Below are 19,923 nucleotides of genomic sequence, written 5' to 3' on the forward strand. Positions count from 1 at the left end.
TTCCCACGCTCCGCGTGGGAACGATCATTCAAAGGCGCTCGGCGATGGCTTTGCCGACGTCTTGGGTCGAGCCCTTCCCGCCCAGATCCGGTGTGATCGGCCCATCGGCAATCACACGTTCGATGGCTTGCAGAATTCCATCGTGGGCCGCGCGATAGCGCTCGTCGCCATTGCCGAGGAAGTCGAGCATCAACGCCCCGGACCAGATCATCGCAATCGGGTTGGCGATGTTCTGCCCATAGATATCCGGCGCCGAGCCATGCACCGGCTCAAACAGCGACGGAAAGCGCCGCTCCGGATCAAGGTTGGCCGAAGGCGCAATCCCGATAGTCCCGGCACACGCTGGCCCCAGGTCGGAAAGAATGTCGCCAAACAGATTCGACGCCACCACCACATCAAACCGATCCGGTTGCAGCACAAACCGCGCGCACAGAATGTCGATGTGCTGCTTGTCCCAAGTGATCTGCGGGTAGTTCGCCGCCATCAACGCCGTGCGCTCGTCCCAGTACGGCATGCTGATGGAAATTCCGTTGGATTTGGTCGCTGCCGTGAGCCGTTTGCGCGGCCGGGTCTGGGCCAGTTCGAAGGCGAATTTTAGAATCCGGTCGACGCCACGGCGGGTGAACACCGACTCTTGCAGCACGAACTCATGTTCGGTGCCTTCGAACATTTTGCCGCCGACCGAGGAATACTCGCCCTCGGTGTTCTCGCGAATCACCACGAAATCGATGTCTCCCGGCTTGCGTCCGGCCAACGGGCACGGCACACCCGGAAACAGCCGCACCGGGCGGATGTTCACGTACTGGTCGAAGTCGCGGCGGAATTTCAGCAGCGAGCCCCACAGGGAAATGTGGTCCGGCACCTTGTCCGGCCAGCCCACGGCGCCGAAGTAGATCGCATCAAAACCCTTGAGCTGTTCGAACCAGTCGTCGGGCATCATCTGCCCGTGTTCCAGGTAGTAATCGCAGTGCGCCCAGTCGAGCACTTCGATGTGCAAATCGAGCTGCCATTTCTTCGCCGCCTGCTCCAGCACCCGCAGGCCTTCCGGCAGCACTTCCTTGCCAATACCATCGCCGGCAATCGCGGCGATTCTGAATGTCTTGCTCATCAATCGTGCCTCCCCAATGTCTGTGAATTACAGCCCGCCGATGTGGAAGGCTTTGACTTCAAGGTATTCATCCAGACCGTATTTGCTGCCTTCGCGGCCCAGGCCCGATTGCTTGATACCGCCGAACGGCGCGACTTCCATGGAAATGATCCCGGTGTTGAGGCCGACCATGCCGAACTCCAGCGCCTCGCCAAAACGCCATGAGCGGCGCAGGTCCTGGGTGAAATAGTAGGCGCCCAGACCGTAAGGCGTGGCATTGGCCAGCGCGAGGGCTTCGGCCTCAGAGGTAAAACGCATCAATGGCGCGACCGGGCCGAAGGTTTCTTCGTTGGCCAGCAGCATGCCGGCGTGGGTATCGCCGAGCACCGTGGGCTGCACGAACTGGTTGTCGCCCTCGGGAATACCGCCACAGAGCAGTGTCGCGCCCTGGCTCAGGGCATCGTCGATGTGTCGGGCGACTTTGTTGACCGCTGCCGGATTGATCAGCGGGCCAATGGTGACGTCAGCGTCGAGGCCGTTGCCGACCTTGAGCTTGCCGACCTCCTCCACCAAACGTTGGGCAAAGCGTTCATAGATGCCGTCCTGCACCAGAATCCGGTTGGCGCAGACGCAGGTTTGCCCGGCGTTACGGAATTTGCTGAGCATGATCCCGGCTACGGCCTGCTCCAGGTCTGCATCGTCGAAGACAATGAATGGCGCGTTGCCACCCAGCTCCAGGCTCAAGCGCTTGATGTGCTCGGCGCTCTGGCGCATCAGCAAGCGGCCGACAGCGGTTGATCCGGTGAAGGAAATCTTGCGCACGGTCGGGTTGCTGGTCAGCTCTTCACCGATGCCGGCGGGCATACCGGTCAGCACGTTGAAGACACCGGGCGGAATACCCACTCGCTCCGCCAGTACCGCCAGAGCGAGGGCCGAGAGCGGCGTCAGGTCCGAGGGCTTGACGATGATCGGGCAACCCGCCGCCAATGCCGGCGCGCATTTTCGGGTGATCATCGCGTTGGGGAAGTTCCACGGGGTGATCGCGGCGCAGACGCCCACCGGTTGTTTGAGCGTCAGCAATCGGCGGTCGCCACTGGGGGCCGGCATGGTTTCGCCGTAGACCCGCCGGGCTTCTTCAGCGAACCATTTGACGAAACCGGCACCGTAGCGGATTTCACCTTTGGCCTCGTTCAGCGGCTTGCCCTGTTCACAAGTCATGATCAGCGCCAGGTCGTCGAGGTTGTCGATCATGGCCTGATACCAACGTTCCAGCAGCGCCGCACGTTCCGCCGCCGGACGTGCGCGCCAGGCTGGCCAGGCTTTGTCGGCGGCCTCGATGGCGCGCCGGGTTTGCGCCCCTTGCATGGCCGGGACGCGGGCGAGCAATTGGCCGCTGGCGGGGTCGATGACGTCCAGGGTTGCGGCGTTGTCGGCGCCGATCCACTGCCCGTCCACATAAGCGAGTTCTGCCAACAGGCTGGGGTCTTTCAAACGATTCTTGAGCATGGTCGAGTCCTGATCCGAGACATGCTCAAGTCTATGGCGGTGTGGCGGCGGAGGATGCTGAAAGCGATTTGAGGACAGTGTCGGATGCTGAAATTGGCGGTGGAACGGCAGATGATCGTTCCCACGCGCAGCGTGGGAATGATGATCACAACTTCAGGGAACCGAGCAAACCTTCAAGAAACCGCTCCCCGGCCTCCATCTGGCTGATCTCGATAAATTCGTCCGGCTTGTGCGCCTGTTCAATCGAGCCGGGTCCGCAGACCACCACCGGCACATCCAGACGTTGCTTGAACAAACCGCCCTCAGTGCCGAACGACACCTTGGCGGTGCCGGTATCCGGTGCAGCGAAGTTTTTAAGAAAACGCACCGCTTCAACACTCGGATGGGTATCGAGGCCGGGATAGACGTTGAGGGTTTCAATCTCGATCGCCGCCACGCTCGACAACAACCGCGCCTCGCGCACGATCAGTTCGGCGCGTTCCTGCATCTGCTCCAGGAACTGATCCAGATTGTCCGCCGGCAGATTGCGCACTTCGAAGTCCAGGGTGCAGAGGTTCGGCACGATGTTCAGCGCCCGGCCGCCGCCGATCTGCCCGACATGCACGGTGCTGTAAGGCACGTCGTAGTCGGCATCCTGGGCGCCCTGCTCTTGCAGTTGCTGCTGGCTCTGCCGCAGCGCCGCGATGAAGTCGCAGGCCACGTGAATTGCATTGACCGAACGTGGCGCCAACGAAGAATGCGCCTCCAGGCCCCGGCAATAGGTGCGATACGAGCCCTTGCCCTTGTGCCCGAGCACGAACTGCATGTTGGTCGGTTCGCCGATCAGGCACAAAAACGGCCGCACCGGCGTCAAGTGCAGCACGTCGAGCAAGCGGCGCACGCCGACACAACCGGTCTCTTCGTCATGGGATAGCGCCAGTTGCAGCGGTCGGCTCAGGGAATGGTCGGCGGCGTCGAGCATCGCGTCGATGGCCAGGGCGATGAAGCCTTTCATGTCGCAACTGCCGCGCCCGTAGATCTTGCCGTCCTGCACCGTCGCCTGGAACGGTGGCACAGTCCAGGCCTGCCCCGCCGCCGGCACCACGTCGGTATGCCCGGATAGCAGAATCCCCGGCAGCTCTTTCGGGCCGGTGCTGGCGAACAGGTTGGCTTTCTTGCCGGTTTCATCCTTGACGATCAGCGACTCAATGCCCTTGCTCAGCAGCAGGTCGCGCACGTATTCAATGAGGGCCATGTTCGACTCCGAAGAGACGGTGTCGAAGGCCATCAGGCGTTTGAGAATGTCCAGTACACGGGGTTTCATGAGGCCTTGCTCCGTTGCTCGGCTAAATGGGCGAACCGGCGAATGGAGAACGGCTCAATCGAAGTGCTGGTGCTGCCGGTGCTGATCAGTTCTGCCATGACATCGCCGACGCCGGGGCCGAGTTGGAAGCCATGGCCGCAGAAGCCGAACGCGTAGAACAAGCCATCGACCGTACCGCTCGGGCCCATGATCGGCAAGGAATCCGGCAGATAACCTTCGATGCCACTCCAGACGCGGATGATGTTGAGGTTACCGACACCCGGCAGCAGACGGCGCATCTGATCCATCTGGTTAAGGATGCTGCGCGGCTCGACATAGGCCCGGCGATTGAGCATGTCCGGTTTGCTGCGATAGCCGCCGCCGATAACGATGTTGCCTCGGGGGATCTGGCGGAAGTAGATCACTTCTTCTGGGATCTTGGTGTAGACGCCGATCACCGTCGGCAAGGCGTAGGGCACCGGTTCGGTCACGGCCATTTGCGGGCCGTGGGTGTCCAGCGGCACCGGTTCGCCGAATTGTCGGGACAGCTTCTGCCCCCAGGCTCCAGCGGTAATCAATAGTTGTGCGGCGCTGAACTGGCGACCGTCAGTGGTGGTGACGCTGAACTCGCCCCCCACCTTCTGCACCTCGGCCACTTCAGTCTGTTCCTCGATCTGCGCGCCGAGTCGCCGTGCCGCGCGGGCAAATGCCGGGGCCGCCAGACGCGGATTCGCGTGGCCATCGTGAGGCGCGTAGGAGCCGCCCTTCACATCCGGCCCCAGAAACGGGAAACGCTGGCGCAACTCGGCGCCGCGATAAATTTTCAGGTCCAATTGCGCGGCTTCGGGAGCAGCGGCGTAAGCCTCAAGCTCGGCAATTTCATCTTCGCGATAACACACACGCATGTGCCCGCTGGCGATGAATTCCAGGTCATCGTCGATCAATTCCGGCAAGCGCTTCCACAACGCCCAGGAGCGATTCGCCAATTCCAGTTGCCCGAGATAACGCCCCTGACGCCGGACGTTGCCGAAGTTCACGCCGCTGGCGTACTGACCAATCTGGTCGCGCTCCAGCAGGATCACTGACTGCCCGCGCTTGCGCAGGAAAAACGCCGCCGCCGAGCCCATCAGGCCGCCACCGACAATCACCACATCGGCTTTCTGTACGGTCATGGCGACACCTCCTCGGTGAGCATCGAAAGCGGTTTGACCGGTGCTTGTCCGCGTTGACGGCCGACCTGTTGCACGCTGACACCTGCCGCTGCCGCGATCACTTCAGCCCCGGCCTGGGAGCAATAACGACCCTGGCAGCGACCCATGCCGACCCGGCTGAAGGCCTTGGCCCGATTGACTTCGCAGGCGCCCTTCTCGCTGACGACCGCACGTAACTCACCGGCGCTGATCATCTCGCAACGACAAACGATGGCGGTGTCGGGCAAGGCTTTGGCTTGTTCGGCAGGCCAGGGAAAGGCCTGGGCCAGGCCGAGGCGGAACTGGTCCATCACCGCCAACGCCTGGCGTGTTTCGTCGCGTAATCCGGCGTTCACTGGCTGGTGCAGGTCTTCCAGCAGCGCCATGGCCACCAGGCGACCGGCGTGTTCAGCGGCATCCGCGCCGCGAATCTTCGAACCGTCACCGGCGGCGTAGACACCGCTGACCGAGGTCCGGCCTTCCTCATCCACCGCCAGCCACCATTGGCCGGACGCTTCGTCGAAGCGCATGCGGCAACCGGCCAGGTCCGCCAGTTGGGTTTCCGGGCGCAGGTGATACCCCAGCGCCACGGCATCGCATTCCACATTCAACGTTTCACCTTTTGCGGTTCGTACGCGCACGCCGCTTACGCCGCTGCTCGCGTCGCCAAGTACTTGCAAAGGCTGAATACCCAAGTGCACTGGAATCTTCGCCCGATACAACTGCGCCAACAGTTTCATTCCAGTGAACAACAATCCGGGACGTGCCAACAGTTTCGGCAAGGCACCGATGCGCTTGCTCAGCGGCGACGTATCGAGCACCCCCGCCACGTTCGCACCGGCCTTCACATACTGGCTGGCGACCAGATACAGCAACGGCCCGCTGCCCATAAACACCACGCGATGACCAATGGAAACCGCCTGGGACTTGAGCGCAATCTGCGCCCCACCGAGGCTGTAGGTGCCTGCCAACTGCCAGCCTTCAATCGGCATCAAGCGGTCAGTGGCGCCGGTGCAGAGGATCAGCGCGTCGTAATCCACCGTCGTGTGCTTGCCCTGCTTGACGCAGCACAACTGCCCCGGCGTCAGGTTCCACACCAGCGTGTCCGGGCGGTAATCAATAGCACCGCGCAGTCGATCAAAACTGTCGTGCAGGTCCCGGGCCTTATGCGCTTCGGTGCCATACAGCGTGGCGTAATTACGGGTAAACCCTTGCGGCTGTCGACGATAAATCTGCCCGCCATCCCGGCGATTTTCATCGATCAAAATCGGTTTGAAACCCGCCGCCAGCAACGTCTCGGCACAGCGAATACCCGCCGGCCCGGCGCCAACGATGACTATCCGTGCAGTGGCCATATCGCCTCCGGTTGTGTGGTGACGATGTCCAGGCCTTCGCGGACTTCATTCGAACAGGCGCGCAAACGCTCGCCGCTGCGAGTCCAGACCCAGCAATCCTGGCACGCGCCCATCAGGCAAAACCCGGCGCGCCGGCCGGAATCGAACTCCGATTGGCGCAACGCGTTGCCCTGGGTCAGCAACGCCACCATCAAGGTGTCGCCCTGCAACGCCTCGATGGCGGCGCCGTCCACCTTTAAGCTGACGGTCGGCCGGCCCTGCTCGGCCAGCCTCACAAAACGCCCCTTCATGCATAGGCTCCCTGGCTCATGGTGATCAAGTCCTGCTGGGTTTTCAGCAGTTCGGCGCTGTCGTGGTGGCAGAGGATTTCACTGCCACCGTCGATGATCCGGCGGTTTGGCGCGGTGCGATTGCACAGGCCATCGACCCGCACCGGGCAACGGCTGAGGAAGGTGCAGAGTTCCGGCACGTTCGCTTTGGGACCAATCGGCGGCAGCTCACCGCAGGTGGTGCCGCAGTTTTCCAGCCAGCCTTGACGCAACTCCGGTACCGAGTGAATCAACAAATCGGTGTACGGATGGAACGGTGCCTGGGCAAACGATTGCCGAGTGCCGGCCTGGATCTTGTGGCCGCTGTACATCACCACAATGTCGTCGCACAGCGCCCGCACCGTGGAGATGTCGTGGCTGATAAACAGATAGGAAACCCCCAGCTCCTGGCGCAGGTCACGTAGCAGTTCGAGAATCGCCGCCCCCACCACCGTGTCCAGCGCCGAGGTCACTTCATCGCAGAGGATCAGATCCGGTTTGGCCGCCAAGGCACGGGCCAGGTTGACTCGTTGCTTTTGCCCGCCGGACAGTTCATTCGGCCGACGTTCGGCCATGGTTCGGGGTAAGCGCACCAGGTCCAGCAACTCGCCGATACGCTCGCGCAACGCAGCGCCCTTGAGGCCGAAATACATCTTCAACGGCCGGCTGAGAATGGTGCTGACGCTGTGCATCGGGTTGAGCGCGGTGTCGGCGTTCTGGAACACCATCTGGATGCGGCGGAATTGTTCGTCGGTGCGCTCGGAAAGGCTGCCGCCCAGCGGCTGACCATCGAAGGTCAGTCCGCCCAACGCCGGGGTCAGCAATCCCGCCACCACCCGCGCCAGAGTCGATTTGCCAGAACCCGACTCACCAATCACGCCGATGGCCTGGCCCCGGCGCACGGTCAGGTCGATGTCTTCCAGCACGCGGATCGCCGGCATGCCTTGCATGTTCTTGTTGCCATAACCGGCGGTCAGGCCCTGGATGTTCAGCAACGGCGTATCTTCCGCCACGCCGCAGGGTGGGCGAATCGTCGTGTCGGGCCGCGCGGCGGCCAGCAGGCTGCGGGTGTATTCGTGGGCCGGGCCTTTGAGCAGCGGCGCGGTGGCGCTTTGCTCGAAGATCTGGCCGCCGTTGAGCACGACGATTTGATCGGCCATCTGCGCCACTACGGCGAGGTCATGGGACACGTAGACCGCCGTCGCCCCACGCTCCCGGACCACGCGTTTAAAGGCGCGAAGCACGTCGATCTGGGTGGTGACATCAAGGGCGGTGGTCGGTTCGTCGAGCACCACCAGCAATGGATCGCTGATCAGCGCCATGGCCGCCATCACCCGTTGCAGTTGCCCGCCGGAAACTTGGTGCGGGTATCGCTGGCCAATGCGGTCCGGGTCCGGCAAGGCCAGGTCGCGAAACAGTTCAATGGCTTTGGCTTCGAGCACCGCACGGCTGCCGAGGCCGTGGATCAACGCGCCCTCCACCACTTGATCGATCAACTTCTTCGCCGGGTTGAACGCCGCCGCCGCGCTTTGCGCGATGTACGACACCCGGTTGCCGCGCAGGCCCTGCAATTCCTTTTCGCTGAGTGCCAGCATGTCGTGCTCGCCCACCTGCACCACGCCGCCAGACAACCGGCAACCGCGCCGCGCATAGCCCAGCAGTGCCAGGGCGATGGTGGTCTTGCCGGAACCGGACTCGCCGATCAACGCCAGCACTTCACCTTTTTCCAGGGCGAAGCTCACGCCCTTGACGATTTCCACCTCGCCACGCTCGCCACAGGCGACTACGCGCAGGTCTTCGACTCGAATCAATTCACTCATCTCAATGACCTCCCGTACGGCGACTACGTCGGGACGACAGTCTGTCGATAAACAGATTCACACCAATGGTGAGCGTGCCGATGGCCAGCGCCGGAATCACGATGGCCGGCGCGCCCTGGTTGAGGCCGCCGATGTTTTCCCGCACCAGCGAACCGAGGTCGGCGTCCGGCGGTTGCACGCCCAGGCCCAGGAAGCTCATGCCGCTGAGCAGCAACACGATAAAACCGAAGCGCAGGCCGAGGTCGGTCAGCACCGGGTTGAGCATGTTCGGCAGGATTTCCACGCAGGCGATGTACAAGCGGCGTTCACCACGAGTACGGGCGACTTGCACGTATTCCAGGGCTTCGATGTTCACCGCCATGCTGCGGGCGATGCGGAAGGCGCCGGGGGTGAAACTCAGCACGGCGGTGCAGATCAGCAAGGTCACCGAAGAGCCGAAGGCCGAGACCATGATCAGCGCCAGCATCTTGCTCGGGATCGAGATAAACGCGTCCATCAAGCGACTGATCACTTCGTCCAGCCACTTCGGCGACACCACTGAAAGCAGCGCACAACTGGTGCCCAAACCACTGGCCAACACGGCGGCGATCAACGCCAGGCCGACAGTAAACTTCGCGCCGACCAGAACGCGGCTGAGCATGTCGCGCCCAAGGTAATCGGTGCCAAACGGGTAAAGGGCACTGATGCTGTCGAAAACATTGTCGGAGACCACTTCACCGACCGGGTGCGGTGCCAGCCACGGGCCGAAGATCGCCACCAGCAACCAGATCACGCACATCGCGGCCCCGATCAGACCCAGCCAGGCCGGGCCATGGGACACCTTGCCAACCGACAGGTCGGGGGTCGCAGGCGTCGATTTCACAATGAGATTGTTCATTGGTTTCTCAGCCTCGGATTGGACAGAATCGCGCACAGGTCGGCAATCAGCACCAACCCCAGGTACGCGGTACAAAACAACATGGTGCAGGCCTGGACCAGCGCCATGTCGCGGTTAGTCACGGCATCGACCATCAGGCTGGCGATGCCGGGGTAGTTGAAGATCGTCTCGACAATCACCACCCCGCCCAGCAAGTACGACAGGCTCAGGGCGATGGCGTTGGCAATCGGCCCGATCGCGTTGGGCAAGGCGTGGCGCAGCACGATGCGCATCGGGCTGACGCCTTTGAGCCGGGCCATTTCCACGTAGGGGCTGTCGAGTTGATCGATGACGGCGGCGCGGGTCATGCGCGCCATTTGCGCGACGATCACGCAGCACAGGGTCATCACCGGCAAGGCGTAAGTGCGCATGAATTGCCACGGCGAGGTGATGTCGCTGGCGTAGGACAGCGCCGACAACCAGCCCAGGTTCACCGCGAAAATCAGCACCGCCAGGGTCGCCACCAGAAACTCCGGCACGGCGACCATGGCCAGGGTGAAGAAGCTCAGGAAGCTGTCGATGCGCCCGCCCCGGCCCATCGCCGAACCGATGCCCAGAATCAACGCCACCGGCACCGACACCAGCGCCGTGGCGGCCGCCAGCATCAGGGTGTTCGGCACCCGGCCCGCCATCAAGTCGGTGACCGGCATCGCGTTGGACACCGACAACCCCATGTCGCCGCTGAGCAGGCTCATCAACCAGTGCAGGTAACGCAGCACACCGGGCTGGTCGAGCCCCAGTTTCAGGCGCAGTGCCGCCACCTGTTCCGGCGTGGCGAACTGCCCGAGGGATTGTTGCGCCGCGTCCCCCGGCAAGACCGCCGTGATCGCAAACACGACCATGGACACGATCAACAAAGTCACGATCGCGGCGCCCAGGCGCCGGCCGATCAACCACAGTGTGTTGCTATTCATCGCCTACCCTCCTGCACTGTCCCTGACGTACCACTCGACCATCCATCAAGCGTCCAGCCAGACCTGTTCGGCGAACATGTAGCCCATGAAACCGCCCAGCGGGTTGCTGCCGTAGCCTTTGATGCGCTGGTCGACGCCGTCGATGTTGCTGATGAACACCGGCACGCCGATGCCGCAGTGGTCATGCACCAGGGTTTGCATGTCCGCGTACATCTTGCTGCGCTTGGCGTCGTCGGTTTCACCGCGAGCGAGCATCAGCAGCTGGTCGAACTGGTCGTTCTGCCAACCGGACTCGTTCCATGGCGCCTTCGACTGGAAGAACTGCGAGAACATCACGTCGGCGTTCGGTCGCGGGTTGATGTTACCGAAGCTCAGCGGGTGCTTCATCCAGTGGTTGGACCAGTAGCCGTCGCTCGGCAAGCGATTGACGTCGAGCTTGAGCCCGGCCTGTTTCGCCGATTGCTGCAACAGCACGGCGATGTCCACCGATCCGGTGGCTGCCGGGGAAGCCACCAGCGGCATGCTGATGCTTTCCATACCGGCCTTCTTCAGCAGGAACTTGGCTTTTTCCGGGTCGTAGACGGTTTGCGGCAGGTCGGCGTTGTAATAACGCGAACCGGGGGCAATCGGATGGTCGTTACCGACCACGGCAAAGCCACGGAATACGGCGGATTTGATCTGTTCGCGGTCCATCAGGTGCTTCATGGCCTGGGTGAATTCCGCGCTTTTGCCCGGCATCTGATCCTGGCGAATGATCAAGTCAGTGTAGTTGCCCGACGGTGCATCGACGACCCGGTGCTTGGCGCTGGCCTTGATCCGGGTGGTGGAACGCGGGTTGACCTCGTTGATCATGTGCACGTCGCCGGACAGCAGCGCGTTGACTCGCGACGCTTCGTCACCAATGGCGATGAACTCGATCTCGTCGAGGTACGGCAGGCCCGGTTTCCAGTAGCCGGTGTTGCGCGCGGCAATCGAGCGCACGCCCGGTTTGAATTCCTTGACCTTGAACGGCCCGGTGCCGATACCGGCGTTGAAGTCGGTGGTGCCTTCGGGAACGATCAGCAGGTGCGACACAGCGAGGATCGACGGCAGCTCGGCGTTCGGCGCACTGAGGCGGATCTGCACTTCGTTGGTGCCGGTGGCCTTGATCTCGGCGAACTGTTCCATCAATGGCATGACTTTGGAGCCGGTCAACGGATCCTTGTGCCGCGACAGTGAGAACACTACATCCGCAGCGCTCAGGGTCTTGCCGTTGTGGAAGGTCACGTCCTTGCGCAGGGTGATGGTCCACAGCGTCGCGTCGGTGTTGTCGATGCGTTCAGCCAGTTCCAGTTGCGGCACCAGGTGCGTGTCGAAACGGGTCAGGCCGTTGTAGAACATGAAGTGGCGCACGTAGTCGGTGGACAGCGCGCCTTTGGCCGGGTCGAGGGTGTCGGCGGTGGAACTGGACATGCCGGCGACGCGAATTCGTCCGCCCGGTTTGCCTTTGCCCGGTGCCGCAGCCTCTTCGGCAAACAGCTTGCCCGCCGCGCCGAACAGGCTGCCGGCGCCCGCAGCGGCCACACCCGCCACGCCGAGCATTTGCAGGGCGTGACGGCGCGACATGCCACGATTGAGGCCTTCGAACACGCGCAGGCTGTCCTGGCCGGAAATCAGGGGTGAGTCGATCTTGTTGTCAGTCATATCAGTTGTACCTGTCGAGAAGGAGAAGGCTCCGGTTGTCCGGGGCGTTGAAACGCAAACGACGGTGACGCCACAACATCAACTCAATGCAAATAGTCCTGGAAGCGGTAATAAGCGCCCACGAACGGCAGGAACCACGGCTTGCCGAAATGCCCGGGGATCGCCGGCCAGTCGAGTTCGCGCCAGGGGTTGGCCTCGACCTTGCCAGCCATCACCTGGGCCATGACCTGGCCCATGTGTACCGACATCTGCACCCCATGGCCGCTATAGCCCATGGAGTGATAAATGCCGCCGTGCTGGCCGGCCCGGGGGAGTCGGTCGGAGGTCATGTCCACCAGTCCGCCCCAGCAGTAATCGATCTTCACGTTGGCCAACTGCGGGAACATCTGCACCATCGCCGCTTGCAGCACCTTGCCGCTTTTGGCGTCATTGACGCTGTCGGACATGGCAAACCGGGCACGGCCGCCGAACAGCAGGCGGTTGTCCGGGGTCAAGCGGAAGTAGTTGCCGATCATGCGGCTGGTGACATAGGCGCGGCGGCCTGGCAGCAGTTGATCGATCAACTCTTTTGAGAGCACTTCGGTAGCGATGACGAAACTGCCCACCGGCACGATCCGCCGCCGATACCAGCCCAAACCGCCGTGCTGACAGGCGCCGGTCGCCAGCAACACCTGCCCCGCGTGCAGCGAACCCTTGCTGGTGTTGACCTGATAGCCGCCCGCCCGGGCTTTCCAGTCCAGCACCGACGTGCCTTGGTGGATCAGCGCGCCATGCCTCGCCGCAGCCTCGGCCAGCCCGACACCGAAGCGCCCGACGTGCATCTGCACGCCGTTGCGTTGCAGCAAGCCACCGTGGAACTGCGCCGAATTCACTTCAGCACGAGTCTGCTCGGCGGACAGCAACTCGACCTCGGCATCGACTTCCTTGCGAATCAATTCGCAGGTGCGCGCCAGGCCTTCGTAGTGCAGCGGCTTGGCGGCCAATTTGAGCTTGCCGTTGCGGATCAGGTCGCAGGCGATCTGCTCCTGTTCCACCAGCGACACCACGCTCTGCACCGCGCTTTCGTAGGCCTGGTAATAAGCTCGCGCCTTGTCGGCACCGAGGCTGGCGCTGAGCCCGGCGTAATCCTGGGCCACCCCGGTGTTGCACTGGCCACCGTTGCGCCCCGAGGCTTCGCCGATCACCCGCCCGGCTTCGAGCACCACCACACTGGCGCCCTTCAAGGCCAACGCCCGAGCCGCCGCCAAACCGGTGAAACCGCCACCGACGATGGCCACGTCGACCTGCCCGGGCAACCCGCCGAGCTGGGCACCAGTGAAGGCCGGTGCGGTGTCGAGCCAGTAGGATTCACTGCCCATTGTCTAACCCCTTGTGCCTTAAGAGACTCAGAGACCAACCAACGCAGCCAGCCCACCGATATCGGTGATCTGCTGGTAGCCGTAGAACGCGTTGCCCGGCACTTCATGGCCACGGGCGACGAAGGCCTTGTTCTTGATCTTCATGTCATGGGCCGGCATCAGGTCGTAACGGAAGCTGGAAGACACATGCAAGATGTCTTCCGGGCCGCAGTTGAGGTTGTCGAGCATGTACTCAAACGCGGCCAGACGCGGCTTGTAGGCCTGGGCCTGCTCGGCGGTGAAGACCTTGTGGAACGGCGCGCCGAGTTTGTCGACGTTGGACATGATCTGGCTGTCGCTGGCGTTGGAGAAAATCACCAGGGGGATTTTGTCGGCGATTTTCGACAGGCCGGCCGGGACGTCCGGGTGCGGACCCCAGGTCGGCACGGCGTCGTAATACAGCTGGCCTTCGTCGCGGTAGGCGATGCCCCAGCGCTTGCAGGTCCGGGCCAGGGCGGTCTTGAGAATTTCGTCGTACGGCATCCAGTCGCCCATGACCTGGTCCAGGCGATAGGCCGAGAAATCCTTGACGAACTGATCCATCTGCTCGGGTTTGACGCGATCGGCGAAAAGCTCGCGAGTCATCGTGCCCATGTGGAAATTGGTCAGCGTACCGTAGCAGTCGAACGTAATGAATTTGGGGCGAAGAAAGCTCATTGAGTGCGGTCCTGAAGTTCGTTGAGGTCATGGCGTGACTGGCATTCGCGTCGTGGGTAAGGCTCAGATGCAACGCTGCAGCACACCGTCATTACAACACCGTGAAATCAGCAGATGGCGTTAAAAGCGACCTCTGCTCGATACAAACCACCGTTTTAGCCACCCCCCTCAGCAGACTTTGCGGCCCGCTCCAGCCTTGGGCAAACCCCGTATTTGTGCGCTCTTATGGACCTTTATAGCCCTGTGCGGCCGGCCTGTGCCGCGATTGGCCGCAGAAACTGCGTCGGGCGGAATGAAAACGGGCGCTTCCCTGAGAAGGCGCCCGTTTAGATGCGGTTAGATGGCTGACCGATAACCTGTGGCGAGGGAGCTTGCTCCCGTTCGACTGCGAAGCGGTCGCAAAACCCGCGAATGCGTATTACCTGAAAAAATGTGGTGACTGGTTTTGGGGGCGCTTCGCACCCCAGCGGGAGCAAGCTCCCTCGCCACAGGGGATGTGGTGTTATTGGACGATATCGATCAGCACGCTCTTGAAGCGCAAATTGGCTTCAAACGCTTCACGCCCCAAATCCTTGCCGATGCCCGAGCGCTTGTAGCCGCCCGTCGGCAGGATATAGTCGTTACTGCGCCCGTAACGGTTGACCCACACCGTCCCCGCCTCCAGCTTGCGCACCAGTCGCAAGGCGCGATTGATGTCGGCGGTGTGCACACCCGCCGCCAGGCCATAGGTGGCGTGGGCGGCCAGGCTCAGCGCCTGCTCTTCGTCATCGAACGCCTGCACCGTCAGCACCGGGCCGAAGATTTCTTCGCAGACCGCCGGATTCTGGTTGTCGAGGCCGGCCAGCAACGTCGGTTGGTAGTAAGCACCGCCCAACCCATCGAACAATCCGCCGCCGGTCAGCACTTCGGCCCCGGCCTGGCGCGAGCGCTGGACAATGCCGTCGATGCGATTGGCCTGGAGCCGGGAAATGATCGGCGACAGCGTGCTCTCGGGCGACCAGGTCGGGCCGGGGCGCAGCGCTTCGAAGTACGCCTGCAACTGCGCAATAAACGGCTCCATGATCGAACGCTGGATCAACAGCCGCGAACCGGACACGCAAACCTGCCCGGCATTCCCGGTGATGGCCAGCGCCACGGTGCGCGCGGTTTTCGCGATGTCCGGTACATCAGCGAACACCAGTTGCGGACTCTTGCCGCCGAGTTCCAGCGTTACCGGTTTCGGCCCCACCAACGCACACGTGGACATGATGCTCGACCCGGTCGCGGTGGACCCGGTAAAGGTCACCTTGCCGACTCGCGGATGACGGCACAAGGCGTCACCCGTGACGCGACCATCGCCCTGCACCACGTTGAAAATCCCCGCCGGAACACCGGCCTGCAATGCCAGTTCGGCAAAGCGCAAACTGGAGAATGGTGTCAGTTCCGAAGGCTTGAGCACCACGGCATTGCCTGCGGCCAACGCCGGGGCGACTTTCCAGGAGGCCATGCTCAGCGGGAAATTCCACGGCGCAATGGCTGCGATCACGCCATAGGGTTCGGCGATCTGCATGCCCAATCGGTCGGTCTGGGTTGCCGCGACCTGGCCGCCGTGCTTGTCCGCCAGTTCAGCAAAAAAGCGAATGCCTTCGGCGACATAAGGAATGTCCCAGGCGATCACATCTTTATGCGGGCGGGTCGAACCGACGGCTTCCAGTGGCGCGAGGATTTCGGCATCCGCTTCGATCAGGTCAGCCCAACGGCGCATGACCCGCGCCCGCTCCCGGGGCGGCCGGCTGGCCCAATCGCTGCGGTTGAACGCCTGCCACGCGTTGTTGACGGCTTCATCCACCAGGTCGGTATCGGCAATCGGCAACTCGGCATACACCTGACCGTCTGACGGTCGCACGACCTCCAGTCCGGGTTGAGCGTCGCGGTATTGGCCGCCGATAAAGTGAGCGCTGCGCACAGCGATAAGACGAGGATCGAAGCTATCCATGGAGCACTCCAAAATAGGGCTGGCGAGTCGTTGATTCAGGCTTCCATCGTAGAAAAAAAGCCCAAGCATTTGCTGCCGACCTTGCCGTGCAATTAAGTAGTAAGTGTGGTCTTGTGGCCTCAGCCTCGCGGAATCTGCCGAATGTTCCGAGCCCTCTTGTCAGGCGTTTACGCAGATGGGATACAGGCACCATCACGCCGGGAAACCGGCCGCTAACGGAGACTCGCCATGCCCGCCCCTTATGTTTATCGCCCGATGACTGCTGCCGATCTCCCGGCGGCCCATGCCTTGTCCGTGCAACTGAAATGGCCCCATCGGCTGGACGATTGGGCCATGGTGCTGCGCATCAGCGACGGCTTTGTCGCGCTGGATGGCGAGCGTCTGATCGGCACGGCGTTCACCTGCCCTCAAGGGGATTTCGCCACCATTGGCCTGGTGATTGTCAGCGACGACTATCAAGGCAAAGGCATCGGTCGCCAGTTGATGGAGCAGGCACTGGATGCTTGCCAGAATCGCACGCCAGTATTGAACGCGACCCTCGCCGGTGCGCCGCTGTATGTCAGTCAGGGCTTTGTGGAATTCGGGCGGATTCAGCAACATCAAGGACTGGCGCAAGCACCCGCTCCTGCGCCGCTGGCTGACGGTGAAACCTGTCGCTCACTGCGTGACGCCGATAAGGCCCGAGTGCTGAAACTGGCCAACACCAGCACCGGAATGGATCGACACGCCGTGCTCAGCGACCTGTTCGATGTCATCGAGCACGCCGTGGTCATCGAGCGTGACAGCCAGGTGCGCGCCTTCGCCATGCTGCGTCCCTACGGCCGTGGTCGCGGCGTCGGCCCGGTGGTTGCCGAAAACCTGGAGCAGGCCCAACACCTGATCGCAACGTTGTTGGCCCAGGTCCCGGACACCTTCGTACGCATCGACATTCCGGCGGACAACGGCCTGAGCGACTGGCTGGAAACCGCCGGCCTCAAACAGATCGACACCGTCGCACAAATGGCCCGTGGCACCCCGCCGCAAGCAGCCGACGGCGTGCTCCAGTTTGCCGTGATCACCCAAGCCATCGGCTGATCGCTCGGCCTGATCGAACCCACGTCACCCCACACCTTTATTTGTATGGAGCGTCACTCGTATGTCCCAACCTACCGTTCTGCTGTTGGCGCGCGCCGACGGCAGCCGCGTTGTCACGCCGTTCAAAACGCTGCCGTTGAGTGCGACCGATCCGTTTATGGAGACTCGCCGGGTCGCCTGGTCCGGTAATGACGGCGTATCTGCGGGCCTTGTGGATACCGGCGAAGTACTGGATATCGAGGATTTTCCGCACACCGAAGTGCTCGTGGTCCACGCCGGCCATGTGCAGCTGAAAACCCCGGACCAGACGCTGGAACTGGGCGTGGGAGCCAGCGCGGTGATCGGTCGCGGGACCACGCTGCGGATCGAAGCGCACGCGGCTACGCAATGGGCCTTTTGTGCCATGACCACCGCCGTGCCGACGCCCGGCCTGACCCTGCTTGATCCACTGGCAATGCTCTCGCCTTCGGCAGCACCGCAAGCGCAAATCCTGATCGGCCCGACACCGCAATGCCGGTCACGCAATGCCTTTGAAGACGAGGCGACCGATCTGCGCGTCGGCGTCTGGGACTCCACGCCTTACGAACGCCATGGCCGTGCGCACAAGCTCAATGAACTGATGCACTTGCTCGAAGGCAGCGTGACTTTACTCGCGCCCGACGGCGCAAGCGTGACAGTCAACCCCGGCGACAGCGTGTTCGTGCCGCAAGGTGCGCCCTGCGCGTGGAAAAGCTCGCGCTATGTGCGCAAGGTATATGCGGTCAAATAGCGGTATGCGCCAGCAGACACTGGACCAAGGCGTCAAACACCACCTTGCAGCGCGGGCTGTTGCGCAGGTCTTCGTGCATGGTGACCCAGGCGTCCAGCTGGAAGGTCAGGTGTTCGGGTAATACCTGCACCAGATTCGCGTCGCGCCTGGCCACGGCCGACTGGCAAAAACCAATGCCAGCGCCCGCCCGAATCAGGGCCAGTTGCGCCAGGTCGCTGTCGCTGCGCAGGGCAAAGCCTTCACGGCTCCAGCCGGGCACTTGTTTGCTGGCGGCGCGCAGGAACGGTGTCTCCGTGTCGAAGCCGATCATGGTGTGCCCAACCAGATCGGCCGGCAGTGCCGGCGTGCCGAACTGCTGCAGATAGTCGACCCGGGCGTGGAGCCCGATCTTGACGTTGCCGACGCTGCGGGCGATGAGTTGCTCCTGTTTCGGCGCGGTCATGCGCACCGCGATGTCGGCCTCGCGTTGCAACAAATCCTGCACGCGGTTGGTGGCCACCAGTTCAATAGTGAGTTGCGGATGCGCCTGACGCAGTCGTGCCATCGCGGGCGGCAGCACTTCCACGGCAATCACTTCGCTGGCGGTAATGCGCACGGTGCCGCCAGTGGTTTGGCCCTGCCCGGCCATTGCTCGCTCCAGCGCCGCCGCGTTGCTGTGCATGGCCTCGGCGTAACTGCGCAAGGTCAACGCGGCTTCGGTCGGCATCAAGCCGGTCCTTGAGCGCGTGAATAACGTCTGTTTAAACGAGGCTTCCAGTTCGGCAACGTGGCGACCCACCGTGGGCTGGGTAATGCCCAGCGCCCGCGCAGCCGCCGACAGCGAGCCATGGCTCAGCACCGCCAGAAAGCTTCGATAGAGTTCCCAACCGATATTTTTAGTCATACATAAATGTATAGATAGTGGTTGATATTCCGCAATTTCTTTCATTCCGCGCCTGGCGCCAAAATGGATTTCAATTGTGGAGAACGTGATATGGCGCAGAAAGTTCTGGTACTGGGTGCAACGGGCGGCATCGGCGGTGAAGTGGCGCGTCAGTTGCGCGACGCGGGATGGCAGGTCCAGGCGCTGCAACGCGGCCTCGCGCAAAGCAGCGAAACCCGCGAGGGCATTCTCTATCTGCGTGGCGATGCGCTGAACCGCGAGGACGTGATGCGCGCCGCGCAGGGGTGCAGCGTGCTGATCCACGGGGTCAATCCACCCGGCTATCGTCGCTGGAATGAATGGGTGCTGCCGATGATCGACAACACCATCGCCGCCGCGCTGAAGGAAGGCGCCACGGTGGTGTTGCCCGGCACGGTCTACAACTTCGGCCCGGACGCCTTCCCGCTGTTGACCGAAGATTCACCGCAGCACCCACTGACCCGCAAAGGCCAGATCCGCGTCCAGCTCGAACAACGTTTGCTCGCCGCAACGCAAAAAGGCGCGCGGGCGATTGTGCTGCGCGCTGGCGATTTCTTTGGTCCGCAGGCCGGCAACAGTTGGTTTTCCCAAGGGATGATCAAGCCTGGGCAAGCGGTGAAACGCATCAATTTGCCGAGCGATCCCGGCGTTGGCCATCAGTGGTCGTATTTGCCGGATGTCGCGCAGACCGTCGTGCAATTGCTCAACCGTCGGGGGCAATTGGCGCCCTTCTCTACCTTCCATATGGACGGGCATTGGGACGCCGATGGCACGCAGATCGCCAGCGCCATCGCGCGCTGTGTCGAACGTAATGGCGGGCAGGCGAAACTGCGCCCCTTTCCGTGGTGGCTGGCGCGGCTGGTCTCGCCGTTCATGACCACCCTGCGTGAACTGTTGGAGATGCGCTACCTGTGGCAAACCCCGCTGCGCATGGACAACAGCCGTTTGCTGGCGGTGCTCGGAACCGAGCCGCACACACCGTTGGAGCAAGCGGTCGAAGCCACCCTGCAAGGTCTGGGCTGCCTTTCCCTCCCCAACCATTGAAATTTTCAGCGATACTCGGCGCACCTCTCATAGGATTTGAAAGTG

The 19,923-nt window shown here is 62.5% G+C and carries 17 protein-coding genes; 3 read left to right on the forward strand and 14 right to left on the reverse strand.

The window, feature by feature from the left end:
- Positions 1-28: 28 nt before the first annotated feature.
- The 13 genes from ACZ89E_RS07590 to ACZ89E_RS07650 form a co-directional block, all read right to left on the reverse strand.
- Positions 29-1,108, reverse strand: coding sequence for a tartrate dehydrogenase (locus tag ACZ89E_RS07590; protein ID WP_476255256.1), 1,080 nt, complete (start codon positions 1,106-1,108; stop codon positions 29-31).
- A 27-nt stretch (positions 1,109-1,135) separates the two neighbouring features.
- The gene (locus ACZ89E_RS07595) at positions 1,136-2,593 is read right to left on the reverse strand and encodes an NAD-dependent succinate-semialdehyde dehydrogenase (RefSeq protein ID WP_476255257.1); all 1,458 of its coding nucleotides are present in this window, start codon (positions 2,591-2,593) and stop codon (positions 1,136-1,138) included.
- A gap of 145 nt (positions 2,594-2,738) precedes the next feature.
- Positions 2,739-3,896, reverse strand: coding sequence for an acetylornithine deacetylase (argE, locus tag ACZ89E_RS07600; protein ID WP_149661190.1), 1,158 nt, complete (start codon positions 3,894-3,896; stop codon positions 2,739-2,741).
- Complete coding sequence (locus tag ACZ89E_RS07605) at positions 3,893-5,047, reverse strand: NAD(P)/FAD-dependent oxidoreductase (protein WP_476255258.1); 1,155 nt, start codon at positions 5,045-5,047, stop codon at positions 3,893-3,895. The genes argE and ACZ89E_RS07605 overlap by 4 nt, the downstream gene beginning before the upstream one ends.
- Positions 5,044-6,420, reverse strand: coding sequence for an FAD/NAD(P)-dependent oxidoreductase (locus ACZ89E_RS07610; RefSeq protein WP_476255259.1), 1,377 nt, complete (start codon positions 6,418-6,420; stop codon positions 5,044-5,046). The genes ACZ89E_RS07605 and ACZ89E_RS07610 overlap by 4 nt, the downstream gene beginning before the upstream one ends.
- Positions 6,402-6,710, reverse strand: coding sequence for a (2Fe-2S)-binding protein (locus tag ACZ89E_RS07615; protein ID WP_149661193.1), 309 nt, complete (start codon positions 6,708-6,710; stop codon positions 6,402-6,404). Before ACZ89E_RS07615 ends, ACZ89E_RS07610 begins: the two co-directional genes overlap by 19 nt.
- On the reverse strand, positions 6,707-8,548 hold the full coding sequence (locus ACZ89E_RS07620) for an ABC transporter ATP-binding protein (RefSeq protein WP_476255260.1): 1,842 nt from the start codon (positions 8,546-8,548) through the stop codon (positions 6,707-6,709). The genes ACZ89E_RS07615 and ACZ89E_RS07620 overlap by 4 nt, the downstream gene beginning before the upstream one ends.
- A 1-nt stretch (position 8,549) precedes the next feature.
- Positions 8,550-9,425, reverse strand: a complete 876-nt coding sequence (locus ACZ89E_RS07625) for an ABC transporter permease (RefSeq protein WP_123597926.1) — start codon at positions 9,423-9,425, stop codon at positions 8,550-8,552.
- Positions 9,422-10,378, reverse strand: a complete 957-nt coding sequence (locus ACZ89E_RS07630) for an ABC transporter permease (protein ID WP_463257197.1) — start codon at positions 10,376-10,378, stop codon at positions 9,422-9,424. Before ACZ89E_RS07630 ends, ACZ89E_RS07625 begins: the two co-directional genes overlap by 4 nt.
- 45 nt (positions 10,379-10,423) lie before the next feature.
- A complete protein-coding gene (locus ACZ89E_RS07635) occupies positions 10,424-12,061 on the reverse strand; it encodes an ABC transporter substrate-binding protein (RefSeq protein WP_149661196.1) in 1,638 nt (545 codons plus the stop codon).
- Positions 12,062-12,144: 83 nt separating this feature from the next.
- Complete coding sequence (locus ACZ89E_RS07640) at positions 12,145-13,419, reverse strand: NAD(P)/FAD-dependent oxidoreductase (RefSeq protein WP_476255261.1); 1,275 nt, start codon at positions 13,417-13,419, stop codon at positions 12,145-12,147.
- Between the two features lie 27 nt (positions 13,420-13,446).
- Positions 13,447-14,115 (reverse strand): haloacid dehalogenase type II, encoded by a 669-nt coding sequence (locus ACZ89E_RS07645; protein WP_149661198.1) that lies wholly within the window; start codon positions 14,113-14,115, stop codon positions 13,447-13,449.
- A 502-nt stretch (positions 14,116-14,617) separates the two neighbouring features.
- Entirely contained in the window at positions 14,618-16,090 is a 1,473-nt protein-coding gene (locus tag ACZ89E_RS07650) for an aldehyde dehydrogenase family protein (RefSeq protein ID WP_476255262.1), read from the reverse strand.
- Between the two features lie 228 nt (positions 16,091-16,318).
- Here ACZ89E_RS07650 and ACZ89E_RS07655 point away from each other — a divergent pair, with 228 nt between their 5' ends.
- On the forward strand, positions 16,319-17,164 hold the full coding sequence (locus ACZ89E_RS07655; RefSeq protein WP_476255263.1) for a GNAT family N-acetyltransferase: 846 nt from the start codon (positions 16,319-16,321) through the stop codon (positions 17,162-17,164).
- 61 nt (positions 17,165-17,225) lie between these two features.
- On the forward strand, positions 17,226-17,933 hold the full coding sequence (locus ACZ89E_RS07660; RefSeq protein ID WP_476255264.1) for a cupin domain-containing protein: 708 nt from the start codon (positions 17,226-17,228) through the stop codon (positions 17,931-17,933).
- Here the strand turns inward: ACZ89E_RS07660 and ACZ89E_RS07665 are convergent.
- The gene (locus ACZ89E_RS07665) at positions 17,926-18,816 is read right to left on the reverse strand and encodes a LysR family transcriptional regulator (RefSeq protein WP_476255265.1); all 891 of its coding nucleotides are present in this window, start codon (positions 18,814-18,816) and stop codon (positions 17,926-17,928) included. The two genes, ACZ89E_RS07660 and ACZ89E_RS07665, sit on opposite strands and share 8 nt — an antisense overlap.
- 90 nt (positions 18,817-18,906) lie before the next feature.
- Here ACZ89E_RS07665 and ACZ89E_RS07670 point away from each other — a divergent pair, with 90 nt between their 5' ends.
- A complete protein-coding gene (locus ACZ89E_RS07670) occupies positions 18,907-19,878 on the forward strand; it encodes an NAD-dependent epimerase/dehydratase family protein (RefSeq protein ID WP_476255266.1) in 972 nt (323 codons plus the stop codon).
- Positions 19,879-19,923: the final 45 nt, after the last annotated feature.

Source organism: Pseudomonas sp. TE3899 (assembly GCF_056279105.1).